General features: G+C 51.3%; 9 protein-coding genes. 4 read left to right on the forward strand and 5 right to left on the reverse strand.

Translation table 11 applies throughout. The annotated features are described in order from the left end of the window. Window positions 1-17: 17 nt before the first annotated feature. On the forward strand, window positions 18-227 hold the full coding sequence (cspE, locus tag OCL06_RS12245) for a transcription antiterminator/RNA stability regulator CspE (protein ID WP_262994959.1): 210 nt from the start codon (window positions 18-20) through the stop codon (window positions 225-227). Window positions 228-313: 86 nt separating this feature from the next. After that, on the forward strand, window positions 314-1,615 hold the full coding sequence (locus OCL06_RS12250; protein ID WP_262994961.1) for a DEAD/DEAH box helicase: 1,302 nt from the start codon (window positions 314-316) through the stop codon (window positions 1,613-1,615). Window positions 1,616-1,841: 226 nt separating this feature from the next. On the opposite strand, the gene OCL06_RS12255 is transcribed toward OCL06_RS12250, so the two are convergent. The 5 genes from OCL06_RS12255 to OCL06_RS12275 form a co-directional block, all read right to left on the reverse strand. Then, the gene (locus tag OCL06_RS12255) at window positions 1,842-2,843 is read right to left on the reverse strand and encodes a sterol desaturase family protein (protein WP_262994963.1); all 1,002 of its coding nucleotides are present in this window, start codon (window positions 2,841-2,843) and stop codon (window positions 1,842-1,844) included. A gap of 17 nt (window positions 2,844-2,860) precedes the next feature. Beyond that, a complete protein-coding gene (locus OCL06_RS12260) occupies window positions 2,861-5,086 on the reverse strand; it encodes a TonB-dependent receptor family protein (RefSeq protein WP_262994965.1) in 2,226 nt (741 codons plus the stop codon). Continuing rightward, window positions 5,079-6,302: an imelysin family protein gene (locus OCL06_RS12265; RefSeq protein WP_262994968.1), complete on the reverse strand. Its 1,224-nt coding sequence runs from the start codon at window positions 6,300-6,302 to the stop codon at window positions 5,079-5,081. The genes OCL06_RS12260 and OCL06_RS12265 overlap by 8 nt, the downstream gene beginning before the upstream one ends. 73 nt (window positions 6,303-6,375) lie before the next feature. Beyond that, complete coding sequence (locus OCL06_RS12270) at window positions 6,376-8,079, reverse strand: DUF4856 domain-containing protein (RefSeq protein ID WP_262994970.1); 1,704 nt, start codon at window positions 8,077-8,079, stop codon at window positions 6,376-6,378. Window positions 8,080-8,194: 115 nt separating this feature from the next. After that, window positions 8,195-8,383 (reverse strand): hypothetical protein, encoded by a 189-nt coding sequence (locus OCL06_RS12275; protein ID WP_262994972.1) that lies wholly within the window; start codon window positions 8,381-8,383, stop codon window positions 8,195-8,197. Between the two features lie 225 nt (window positions 8,384-8,608). Between OCL06_RS12275 and OCL06_RS12280 the strand changes: the two genes are divergently transcribed. Then, a complete protein-coding gene (locus OCL06_RS12280; protein WP_262994974.1) occupies window positions 8,609-10,792 on the forward strand; it encodes a S8 family peptidase in 2,184 nt (727 codons plus the stop codon). A gap of 62 nt (window positions 10,793-10,854) precedes the next feature. Beyond that, window positions 10,855-12,585 carry a S8 family peptidase gene (locus OCL06_RS12285; RefSeq protein ID WP_262994976.1) on the forward strand — a complete coding sequence of 577 codons (1,731 nt, stop codon included), beginning with the start codon at window positions 10,855-10,857 and terminating at the stop codon, window positions 12,583-12,585. Window positions 12,586-12,707 lie beyond the last annotated feature (122 nt).

Consider the following 12,707-nt stretch of genomic DNA (forward strand, 5'->3'; position numbering starts at 1 on the left):
TATATCAGGAGTTATCTATGTCTACAGTGACAGGTACAGTAAAGTGGTTCGATGAAACTAAAGGTTTCGGTTTTATTTCTCAGCCAGACGGCGGCAAAGATGTATTCGTACATTTCCGCGCGATCAAATCTGACGGCTTCCGCACTCTGACTGAAGGTCAAAGCGTGCAGTTCGTAGTAGAACAAGGCCAGAAAGGCCCTCAGGCTTCAGAAGTAGAAGTACTGTAAACGCCAGTAATACCCCGGGCGCAGCCTTTGCGCCCGTCTATCCAGCCCCTTCTTCACTTCCGTTTTTCTTACCATCTGAGGTACGCATGCCATTTTCTGAGTTGGGCTTATCCGCCCCACTGCTTAGCGCTATTTCTGCGCAAAATTATCAAACACCGTCACCTATCCAGGAACAGGCAATTCCGCCCATTCTGGCCGGTAACGATGTGCTTGCCGCTGCTCAGACCGGAACCGGTAAAACAGCTGGCTTTGCTTTGCCGATCTTGCAACGTTTGTCAGAAGGGCGTAAGCCTGGCGCAAACCAGGTACGAGCACTTATATTAACGCCAACCCGTGAGCTGGCCGCGCAAGTCGCTGACAGTGTGACCGCACTGAGTGCCGATCTGCCATTATCCACTGCGGTAGTATTTGGTGGTGTGGGCATTAACCCGCAAATGAAGCGGTTGCGTCGCGGTGCCGATGTGCTGGTGGCAACCCCCGGCCGGTTACTGGATCTGCATCAGCAAAATGCAGTGAAGTTCGACCAACTGGAAGTGCTGGTTCTGGATGAAGCCGACCGCATGTTGGACATGGGCTTTATCCATGACATCAAACGAATTCTGAAACTGCTGCCTAAAAAACGTCAGACGCTGTTATTCTCAGCAACGTTTTCAGACACAGTGACAGCCTTTGCGCAAACTATCACGAATAACCCGGTGAAGATTTCTACCGCGCCAGAGAATTCCACTGTGGACGTGATTGAGCAAAAGCTGGTACCCCTTGATAAGAGCCGTAAAACATCGGCGCTGATCAAAATGATCAAGAAAAACAACTGGACGCAAACGCTCGTGTTCAGCCGTACCAAGCACGGTGCCAACCGCATCGTGAAAAAACTGCAGTCGGCAGGTATTGCCAGCGCGGCGATCCACGGAAATAAAAGTCAGGGCGCCCGCACCAAGGCACTGGCAGAATTCAAACAAGGCGATATTGATGTCATGGTGGCAACCGACATCGCAGCCCGTGGTATTGATATCAGTCAGCTGCCGGTGGTAGTAAACATCGATTTACCCAACACCGCAGCCGATTATGTGCACCGGATCGGGCGTACCGGTCGTGCAGGCGCTACGGGCCAGGCATGGTCTCTGGTGAGTGCGGACGAACTGCAGCAGCTCAAAGACATTGAAACCCTTATTCAGAAGTTATTGCCAAGGCAGGAACTGGAAGGGTTTGTGCCAGAAGTAGGGCTGCCTGAAACCCGCTTAACCGCACCGAAAAAACCTAAAAAACCGAAGGCACCGCGTCAGCAAGCGAGCAATCGTGGCCAGCAGGAGCGGCCAGCCCGTTCTTCGGCACCGCGTCGCCGACGGCCTGCACAAGGTTCGTCGCAGTCAGCCGCGTACTCGTCCTGACATGTGACTTCCTGTTTTCAGGTAAACGAAACGGCCGCTCTCTGAGCGGCCGTTTTTGTTTGGGGCATTGTTAAAGAGTAAAGGGCAATGCGTTGTGGTACGCCCGCCTGGTGAGTCGTAGTTCGCTACACAGTTTGCGCCAACGCGAAGGGAACAGGTACGAACGAGCGCGCGGCGCGTCACCTCCGCCATCCCGGCGAATCTAGGTTTAAGCTTTGAAGAGAAATTACACCGGACGGGTAGTATGGTCTGGCGTGGTCTGCTTGCTGATGGGCTTGCGCCTTTTAAAGAGCGCGCGGAATGGGCGAATATAGGCATCGGCAACGCTACGGTGACTGGCTTCACGGCCACCCAGTCCGAACCGCAGACGCTTGGCTGTGGATGAAAGAACCAGGCTGTTAAACAGCCGGTCCCAGACTGCCAGGGTGGTCCCGAAGTTTTTGTCGAAATGGACTGGGTTTGTGGAGTGGTGGATCTGGTGTTGTGCCGGGCTGATGAACCACTTTTCAATGGTATTGCCCCACTTCCAGTAAACGTGAGAGTGGCGCAGGTTTGAGCCCGCCATATTAAAGACGAAAATAAACATGTTGGCACCCAGTATGTCCAGCATGCTGAGCGTAGGGCCAAAGAAATAATAGCTCACGCCCACCGCGGCACCCTGTGCTAATGCCATGCGGGTGGCATACAGGAAGCTCTCTAATGGATGTGAGCGGTACACGGTCATTGGGGTAAGCACCTGTGCAGAGTGGTGTACCTTATGAAATTCCCATAAGGCGGGAATTTTATGCATTGCAAGATGTAACAAAAAACGGGTGAAGTCATCGAACAGGAATAGCAACAGAGTAAACCAAAGCGTCACCGTCACCGGATTAGTCGACAGTGGCTGTAGCTGACCGAATACGGCCTCCAGACCGTCCGACAGGCCAATCGCAATGGGCACCATGGTGAGCAGCACCGGCGCCCAGATAAACAGACGTACCACCCGGTTAATTACAAACAGGCGGTAGTCCAGTTTGGCTGAGGTGTGCCACCAAATCCTGGGATTAAACAGGTATTTCACCATGCCTTTGAAGGAACGCTGTTGTTTTTCGTGCACTGCCCACACCAGCACGGCCAGTAAGGCCGCGCTGAGTGTGTAGCCGAAGAACAGCCGGGTGTTAGGGTTCACTAACGACCCGACCATCTGCCCGGCTTCTGTAAACAGGGTCTGAAAAACGCTATCCCACATTACTGTGTCGGTTCCTCTTAAAACTGATACTGGTAGCCTAGCTGCACCTGACGGGGTTTACCCGGACGGGCCCCATAAGGTCTGCGGCTTACAATATCTTCTTCTTCGGTCACGTTGTCCAGTTTCAGATAGACCTTGCCCCAATCGGGGAAACGATAGGACGCAGACATATCCAGCGTGAACATGGCATCGGTGCGCACCCCAGCAAGCGTACTGTCGCGGCTGTCGCCGGTCAGTGCGGTTTGCGCCGCTTCGGGCATATCGCTCACATAATTCGCCAACAGGTACACATCCCAGCGGTTACCTTGCAGACCGATACTTAACGAGCCTACATTATTTGCCAGGTAAGGGACGCTGTCGCCTTCGTTCACAAAGCCCCATTGCGCGAATGACGAGTAAAAGCTGTTATTAAACTCAGACTCGGTACGAGTGTAGTTCACCGTGATGGGCATAGACCAGCCGTTGGTGAGGCGGTAACTGGTGTGCCAGGACGTTTCCAGTCCATACACATCCACTTCGCCAGCCGCAAAGGTCAGGTCAGTCGCGCAGCCAGATGACAGGGAACAGGATTCAATCAGGTTGCTGTAATCACTGTAAAAGGTGGTGACTTCTACCCGGGTGCCGTTGTTGATGTAGCGCCAGCCTGCCTCATAGTTAATGCTTTCTTCTACATCAATAGACGCATCCTGAATGGGGCTGGTGGGCACAAAGCCTTTATGTACCCCGGCAAACACACCGTGCTCGCGGTTTAACGCATAATAACCACTGACACTGGGCAGCCAGATGCGGGTGGTTTTATGTTGGAAATCCTGCTCAAAACCTGGTGTACGGTTCTGGTAGTAACCGTCAATCAACTCGCCTCTTATGCCTGCGGTTAAACGCAAGTCCCCAAGGGTGATAGTGTCTTGCAGGTACACGCTGATGGCTTCGGTATTTTCGGTGTTGGTGGTGGTGGCCCTGGTGTCTTCGCCGGTGGGCGTAAGCGAGCCGCTGCGCATAAAGTAGTTGGTGGCGGTGTGATTACGCTGAATTTCATCTTCATGGAAACGAATGCCGGTGGCTATTTCGTGCTGTAATCCAAACAGGGTAACGTCACCATCAACATCAATTTGCACGCCTTGTGAGAAGAACTCACGGTCGTTGCTGTTCAGTTGCAGGATTTCCTGTGAGGTACTGTCACGCTGGCCGGTCAGCACCTGATAATAGCGCTGGTTGGTTTCATCTTCAGGCCGGGTAAGAATTTCCAGCAGGCTGGGTACCTGTCCGCCCTGAGAGCTGGTGAAGTTATCAATTTTAAACCAGTCGCGCTCAAAATCATTGCGGTACAACCGGGTAGTCACTCTTAACTGGTCTGTTTCGAGCAGGTGAGTTAACTGTACCTGGCTGTGTTCGGCTTCAAATTTATCCAGCTGACTGGCGGCGTAGCGACGGTACGGTGTGGCTGCAAAGTCTGCATCGGTGAGTCCCAGATAGGTTTCATTGGAAGTTTCATCACTGCGACTGACTTTCAGTTCAACCAGCTGAGACGTTTCGCCAACCGAAAAGCGGTAGTTAAACTTGGCCAGGAGATCGGTTTTATCAAACCCGGTGTCGTCGCCATTATCCAGCTCTTTAAACCCATCGGCGCCCAGGGTGATGGCTTCCAGCAGATAGCCAAACTGACCGTTGGTATTACCATAGTGCGCATGGCCTTTGTAATAGCCATCGGTACCTGCGGCCACATCGACGGCGCCTTCGCTATCAGCCGGGATCCCACGGGATACCATGTTGATAGCACCGGCTACGGTATTGGGTCCATACTGGATGGTGGACGGGCCTTTAGTGACCTCCACTGCCGTCATACGCGAGGCCATAGGGAAATAGTAGGCTGCCGGGGCCGAGTAGGGGGCCGGGCCAATCAGCACGCCGTCTTCCATAATATTTATTTTTTTACTACGCTCAGGGGTGACGCCGCGAAAACCAATGTTGGGGCGTAACCCGTAGCCGTCTTCCTGACGGATATTGACGCCGGGCACCTGACTGAGGATGCGGTTGATATCGTCAAACTGAAACTGTTCAAGCTGCAGCTCACCAATAACATCCACAGCGCCCGCTGCCTGGTCGATTTTTTGCTGATTACCGATAATACTTACCCGCTCAACACTGGTCTCGTCGGCCAGCGCTGGGGTGCTGAGTGACGCGCTGATAATTGCAGCTACGGCAGTGAGTCTGCCACGTGAGGTAAACATACTAGTTTTAGTCATTGTCGCCTGCCGATGTTGCTGGAAGCTCAAGTGCTAAGCTTTGAATAAAGTCAGTTTTTAAGGTGTCGGTGACATCTTTTACCCGGTTGTGCAGAGTTTCCGCCTGTTCGGTCTGATCCTCCACAATGCTGGCAAAACTGCCGTCCAGACTTTCTGCGAACTGTATTGCCGCGTCCAGATCGGCCAGCATACGGGTAGCGGTTTCCTCGTCACCCACATCCACCAAAAAGTCATTAAAGCCTGTGGTCGTTTCACCTTCTGCCGCTACCCCACCGGTAAACAGCAATCGCATGGCTTTCAGGTTGGCAATGATGTTTTGCAGCGAATGGTGAGCATATTGAGACTCAACATTCTGCGGGCAGGGCGACAGGCCACAGTCGTTGGCCAGAATGCCAATAGGTGTAGCCAGCTTGGCGTCCTTAGTCACTTCGGTAAGATAGAACATACTGTCGCTGACATCGTTGACTGCTTCCAGCGCTACCCGGTACTCGCTGTCAGGCAGGCCGGCATTTTTCAGCCTGGCGCCGAAACCGTTGTCTCCTTCCCACTCAGCAATTAACGTTTCGGCGTTAGCAATAAGGTCATCAACGGCGAGCTGAGAATAACTACAGCGGGCAGTTTTCCGGGCTTCTTCGGTGCGGTTATTCCAGCCTTCAGGGGCGGTACCAAACGCGGTGCAGGTATGATTTAAATCGTCACTGAACAAGGTGTATTCCAGCGCGTCCAGCCCTTTACGGGTGGCCGTTCTGTCACTGATTGCATAACTGGCGTCGGTGTCTGCCAGAACCACGTCCTGGTCGACCGCGCAGGTGCTGACATTGGGCCAGGAGTAAATACGGTTACGCAGCGCGTTATTATTTTCACTCAGTGGCCCCAGCTGCATCATTTCTGCCAGTTGCCATACGCTCATCGACCCACGCCAGGCCTGGTGAACATCATCACGGGAGCTGGCTTCGGTATCGGTACCAATAGCCGCGCAGTAGGTGTCCACAGATGTCTGCAGCTGTTGCGCTTTGCTCAGAAAATCTTTGTAGGTGGGGATGATGGCATTGTCGACCAGTGAAACCAGCAGGGCGGTTTGGTCAAATGTGGTGTTCACGGGAGTCTGTGGCTGGCCGTACTGTTCGCCGGTCGTACTGCTGGTGCTTTCACCACAGCCGGACAGGGTTAATATCAGTGCCGCAGAGATTGCGCTTAGAGCAACCTTTTTCTTCATAACTTAGCTCCAAAGACAAACCGACAGGGCAACGGCCCTGTCGGTAACAAGTTTTCTGGCAACGTCGCTGCCTTTACCAGTTAGCGACGTTCTCTGCATCAAAGCCATACGCGGCTTGCAGAATTGCGCGGGCTTCCAGCAAATCAGCTTGATAAGCTTCAACATCGCCAGTTAAAACAGGCTGAGTACCCATGTAGGCGTGTACCTGGACAAACTGCTCATCAGTGACTGGCGACAGGCGGTTAAACTGCAGGCCTAACGCAAATCCTTTCATTTCAGACCAGTGCTTGGCGAGGTCGCTGTAATTAAAGTCGTCAGTACCGATAGCCTCCAGGTCTGCGATTGTGTCATTAATATAATGAACAACCGTAGCCGCAATAGACTTCTCCCAGGCCATCAGCGCGGTATCGCGATAGCCCACAAGCTCTGCCATTTGTGCATCAGTCAGCGGGCTGCCTGCTGTGTTGTTCAGCAGCGCACGGCCTTGCAGGAACGCCATCATCGCTTCGGCTGTCAGGTCAGTTGATACTGTTGCACCCAGATCACGCTTGGCGGCGTTGGTGGATTGGCCGAAGTTGTACTCAGCGGTGAAGTCAATATCGCCGTCACCGTCGGTATCATGGTAACCCTGCCAGTCTTCTCGGCCGCCTTTCGACGCAATCTCTTCATCGGAGTAGTCAAGGTAGTTACGTGCGGCACCAAAATAACCAAAGCCTTCATCAAACTGATGCTCAAGGGCGGTGTAGTCGTTACCGGTGTCAGTGTGATCCGATAACAAGCCTTTCCCTTCAGTATCGTTATCCAGGTAGTCGTCAGCACCTTGAGAGAAAGCAACCGACATCAACAGGAACTTTTGAATGAGCTGCTTAAGATCCCGGCCATCTTCAGTCAGGTAAGGGGTAGTAATTTCATTACCGAATGGGTCGAAGCGTGCTTCGCCATTAATGGTGGCCTGCACATTGTCGCCCAGCATATCGAAATAGGTGCGAACTAAGGCTTCTGGCGTGGTATCGCCCACTGACCCCCAGCCTGCGAACTCGGTTTGCCAGTCTTTGTGTTGACCCGTGGCATCGTTCCCGGCGATTTTGCCTACCAGGTTCTTTTCCGAACCGGAGACGTCAGCCAGTGTGGTTTGCTGTGCGGCCGGAGTGGTAGACGTTAATAAGGCGCGAGCCGATAACGCCTCATAGTCGCTGACATCAAAATAGGTTTCCAGCGCAGCAACGACCGCCGCTTTATTGGGAAACAAGCTGAGGTCCAGTGCATTGGCATCACTGAAGTTATTGGCAATAAGAATGTTCAGATCATTAATCAGCAGGTGACGCGCAGTCTGACCGCTGTAGGAAACCGCAGAGGCGTCCGCTGCAAACTGGCTGTCGAAGGCGTATACATCTAATACATCATTCACATTGATTGTGAAATCCTTGGTGTACGATGCGCTGGCAGCGTCTTCCACTGTGATGGTGACGTTGACCGTTTCGGTCGTTTCGAAATCAAATGCCACATCGCTGGCCAGCGACAGTTCATTGCCTGTGATCACAAACTCACTGCTGGTTGTGCTGTACGTAAAGGTATCCCCGGCATCGGCGTCGGTGGCCGACAAGGTACCTACCACCACACCGGCTTCGTTTTCATTCACGGTATTGCTGCTCAGTGTGATATCGGTCGGTGCACTGTTATCAGGCTGTTCCGGCGCAGAGTTGTCATCCGACGAACTTCCACAGGCTGTAATAAACAGGGTGGAGGCGATGGCCAGTGCAATTGGATTCAGCTTCATAATGGTCCCTCTAATAACTAATTCGAAATGCAAGCGCTTATCGTTTGCGTTGGGGAAATATACTAACTGATTACAAATGAGAATCAATATTATTTATATTTTATTAATCCACTTTTCATGCAGCAGCAATATCGGGGTTGTTTGAGGTATTGTTCAGAAGCGAAAGATCCGGCGCATAAGTGGCTTCGACTTTAGGTGTAGATGAGCCGCTTAAATACGCCATTATTTTTGTTAATGAGCCTTTCCTCTGTAGTTTTTCGCCGATTCTTTCTCGCACATGGTTTTGGATCTTATTTTTCGTCATTTGTTTCTATTTCGTTAAAAATTTCGCCATATTTTTTCTTTATTTTTCTGCACACCTCAATTTGATTAATTAGAATGCATTTTTGCGTTTTTAGTCCCCGTTGAGAACATTTGAACTTCAATAAAATCAATATCATATGTTTTGTCTTTTGGTTTGTATAAAGATTGGCCTGAACTATGCATTAGTCTTCGCAGGTATAACCCCAGCGGTTAATGAGGATGAGAGATGATTGATTTTTGCGCAGTGCAAACTCTGAAAGTGAAAAAAGTGGCGATAGTGGTCTCCGCTGTATTATGCACAGGGTCATTATTATATGCAGGCCAGCAGCAAAGCGGGTATCCCGCCGAAGGCCAAATCGCTGAAGCTGATGTTTCACAACAGCAATCCTATATATTGAGTGGGGCGACGGAGACACAACTGCAACATCTGGTAGATGAATTAGGAATAGAAGTTTCCCAACGCTTCACAGTTATCAATGCCGCTGCGGTGCAGGTGAGTCCAGAGCAGGCAGCCATGGCGCGCCAGCTATACCCGGAGATTTCATTATTTGACGACAAAAGCGTAGCGTTAAGCGGTAAAGGTAACAACAAGCGTGATTGCCACCCCAAATGCACCGACCCCTCAACGGGTGACGAGTCGGCGAATTATTCAGCAACATCCCAGCCAGAGTTAGTCTGGAAAGGCGAACAAGAATTTTACTGGCAGGTTAAAAACACCAGCAAGCAGGCACTGACAATTGAAAAGGTTGTCATGAGTTGGCCCGAAGAAAACGGCAAGTTGATAGAATTTAAGGTGGGGAGCCATCATCTGATTGCAGAACCCCGCTTGCCAGGTATGACCACACTTGATGCAAGTGTTATGAAAGACCCGGTAATTAAACAGAACCAGTCAGTAGACTTCAAGGTGAGCTTCGCAGGCCCTATTGTACAGAGCTCTCAGGCCTACGACATTACCGTATTCTTCAAAGAAGGTATTTCAGAAACGCTGAACTCAACTAACTATAGTTTTGATGCAAGCAAAAAACGTGACACCTACTTCCCGTCTGTAATAAACGCTGTTGAGCTTCATCAAAACGGCATCACTGGCGAGGGTGTAACCGTGGCGGTTATAGACAGTGGCATTTCCAGTCACTCTAGCCTGAAGAAAAATACGTATGATGCAACCCGCATCAAAGCGTTCTACGACGTGTTTTCAGGTAAAGCATACTCACAGACAGAACTGGAAACTGGTGAGGAGCTGGCAACCGGTGAGCCTGTTGAGATTGAAGACCTCAATGGCCATGGCAGTCATATCAGCAGTATTATCGCGGGTAGCAGTGAATCCTACGATTTAAATAAACTACCTCGTGGTTCATATAATGGGATCGCACCAGATGCGGGATTGGTAGTAGTAAAGGCTTTCGATGAGAAAGGGTTTTCTACTTACCATGACGTCATTGCGGCAATAGAGTATGTCGTTACTCACAAAGATGAGCTGGGTATCGATGTGCTGAACATGTCATTCAGTGCCGACGCGCAATCTCATTACTGGGACGACCCCATTAACCAAGCGGTTATGGCTGCATGGGAAGCGGGTATTGTGGTCATTGCGTCAGCAGGCAATAAAGGACCTGAGGCCATGACCATTGGTGTGCCTGGGAACAACCCGTACGTAATCACTGTGGGCGCTGTTTCTGATAACTATACACGTAACTCAACTACCGATGACTTTGTGACTAAGTTCTCAGCTGCCGGCCCTACTTACGAAGGGTTTCTTAAACCCGAAGTAGTGGCGTACGGTGGACACGTTAGCGGAAATATGAAGTCAGACTCTTATTTGGCCAAAAACTTTCCGCAGTTTCATGACGGGTTTGACTTCTTTATGATGTCGGGCACCTCTCAGTCAACTGCAATGACGTCGGGTGTGGTTGCCTTAATGCTGCAGCTTGACCCTCACCTTACTCCAGATGACATTAAGTGCCGCCTGGTAGATTCAGCTATCCCGGCCATGATTGACAGCGGCGAGCTTGCTTACAGTGTCTTTCAACAAGGTGCGGGCATGATTGATGCCCAGCGCGCAGTCGATAACACCAAAACCGGATGTGCTAACCGCGGAATGGATGTCGCCAGTGACTTACGTGGTGACAAGCACTACATGGGCCCTGCACGTCAGGACGAAAACGGTAACTTCTATATAGAAGGCTTTGCCGGCTTCGAGTGGAACGGTGTGTACCGCGATGCCAATCTGTGGAGCGATGCGAACCTGTGGTCCGATGCGAACCTGTGGTCCGATGCGAACCTGTGGTCCGATGCCAACCTTTGGTCGGATGCGAACTTGTGGTCAGACGCCAATTTATGGAGCGATGCAAACCTGTGGTCAGACGCCAATTTATGGTCCGACGTAAACATGGGTTGGGTAACGCAGGAATAATCAGCGAGTGAATGCAATGTCATTCCCAAGAGCTAGTTGAATTTTCCACGAGGAAGTAAAAAATGAATTCGTTAAAGATAGTCCTTACCATCGCAGTTGTTGCCCTAGCCGGCGCGATGGTATGGCAAACAAACCAACAACCCGAACAACAGGCTGGCGCCTATGTTGTGCAGGGCGGTTCACAAGAAGTGCTGACAGCAGCGGTGAGAAACACCGGCGGTGAAGTCACCCATACCTTCAGTGTGATCAGTGCGATAGGGGCCAACCTTACCCCGTCACAGGTCGATGCACTTAAAACCGAAGGGTACTCTACGTTCGCCGATCAGAAGGTGGTAACAGAGAGTCTTACTCAGCAGCTTGACGGTGTTACGGACGCCGTCTCTCAAACCTTTGTGATCCCGACTTACATCACTCGCCAAACCGGCGCGAGCCGGGTCCACCGGTATGGAATCACCGGGCGTGGTGTCACGGTGGCAGTAATTGACACCGGGATCGGATATTCCTCACGGCCAGGCTGGTACGCCCGTAAAAATCCCGACAGTCATGAGCGGATCCGGGCACAGTACAACGCCATTAATGACCATATGATGTACCGTTCTACTGATTCAGACGAACATGGTCATGGTAGTCACATTACCGGCATTGCAGTAAGCAGTATTAAAGATAAAAACGGCGACTACAACGGAATGGCTCCCTTTGCCGACCTGGTAGTAGTAAAGGCTTTTGATAAGAATGGCCAGGGATCCTACCTGAACGTCATTCGTGGTCTGGACTGGGTGGTGAAGTATAAAGACAGACTCAACATTCGCGTACTTAACCTGTCATTCGGTTCGCTCCCACAATCAAACTATTGGGAAGATCCGCTTAACCAGGCCGTTATGGCTGCGTGGAATGCCGGCATTGTAGTAGTGACCTCTGCAGGTAACGCAGGCCCGGACCCTATGACGGTATCAGTTCCGGGTAATGTACCTTATGTTATTACCGTTGGTGCTGTTACAGACAACTATACCCCCTACGATTTCAGTGATGATCGTATGACCACCTTTTCTGCTGCCGGTCCTACTCACGAAGGCTTCATCAAGCCTGACGTCGTCGCCTGGGGTGGCCACATGCTGGGCAAGATTCATGATGTAAACCTGCCTACCTTGGTTATGCAGCATCCTGAGTCTATCTATGGCCGTAGTTATTATGAGATTTCTGGGACTTCTCAGGCCGCGGCAGTGGTTACCGGTACTGTTGCCCTGATGCTGGAGTATGATCCGACCCTCACGCCGGATGACGTGAAGTGCCGCTTAATGAGCTCTGCTAATGCGGCCGCCGTAGATGGAAAGCTTGCTTACAGTCCGTTTCGGCAGGGGGCTGGCCTTATCAACGCAGTGGCCGCTGTTCGTAGTACCCAAACCGGGTGTGCAAACGCTGGGTTAGACATTGAAGCGGACCTGGCCGGTATCCAGCATTTTCAGGGGCCTGCCCGTGTCGATGACAATAACAAGCTGTATATCGTAGCGCCAGATGGTACCAGCTGGAACGAGGGCACCAGCTGGAACGAAGGTACCAGCTGGAACGAAGGTACTAGCTGGAACGAAGGCACCAGCTGGAATGAAGGTACCAGCTGGAACGAAGGCACGAGCTGGAACGAAGGTACCAGCTGGAACGAGGGTACCAGCTGGAACGAAGGTACCAGCTGGAACGAGGGTACCAGCTGGAACGAAGGTACCAGCTGGAACGAAGGTACCAGCTGGAATGAAAGCCTGACCCCTACAGCGGTTAATGGCTGGGTTTCACAAGAGTAACTAGCGGGTTACGCGTGTGATTACAGAAAAGCGCCTTTTTATTTAAAGGCGCTTTTTTTATTCGCTGAGCCGCCAATTTCCCACTTATGAATAATTTGCTTATTGGCATTTATCAGGTAACT

Source organism: Alteromonas salexigens, assembly GCF_025628895.1.
In the GTDB taxonomy this organism is placed as follows: Bacteria; Pseudomonadota; Gammaproteobacteria; order Enterobacterales; family Alteromonadaceae; genus Alteromonas; species Alteromonas salexigens.

What these genes read in the sequence shown, in the direction of transcription:
- OCL06_RS12265 (WP_262994968.1), bottom strand. Translation starts at nt 6,302, where the DNA reads ATGAAGAAAAAGGTTGCTCTAAGCGCAATCTCTGCGGCACTGATATTA.
- OCL06_RS12270 (WP_262994970.1), bottom strand. Translation starts at nt 8,079, where the DNA reads ATGAAGCTGAATCCAATTGCACTGGCCATCGCCTCCACCCTGTTTATT.
- OCL06_RS12280 (WP_262994974.1), top strand. Translation starts at nt 8,609, where the DNA reads ATGATTGATTTTTGCGCAGTGCAAACTCTGAAAGTGAAAAAAGTGGCG.
- cspE (WP_262994959.1), top strand. Translation starts at nt 18, where the DNA reads ATGTCTACAGTGACAGGTACAGTAAAGTGGTTCGATGAAACTAAAGGT.
- OCL06_RS12275 (WP_262994972.1), bottom strand. Translation starts at nt 8,383, where the DNA reads ATGACGAAAAATAAGATCCAAAACCATGTGCGAGAAAGAATCGGCGAA.
- OCL06_RS12260 (WP_262994965.1), bottom strand. Translation starts at nt 5,086, where the DNA reads ATGACTAAAACTAGTATGTTTACCTCACGTGGCAGACTCACTGCCGTA.
- OCL06_RS12255 (WP_262994963.1), bottom strand. Translation starts at nt 2,843, where the DNA reads ATGTGGGATAGCGTTTTTCAGACCCTGTTTACAGAAGCCGGGCAGATG.
- OCL06_RS12250 (WP_262994961.1), top strand. Translation starts at nt 314, where the DNA reads ATGCCATTTTCTGAGTTGGGCTTATCCGCCCCACTGCTTAGCGCTATT.
- OCL06_RS12285 (WP_262994976.1), top strand. Translation starts at nt 10,855, where the DNA reads ATGAATTCGTTAAAGATAGTCCTTACCATCGCAGTTGTTGCCCTAGCC.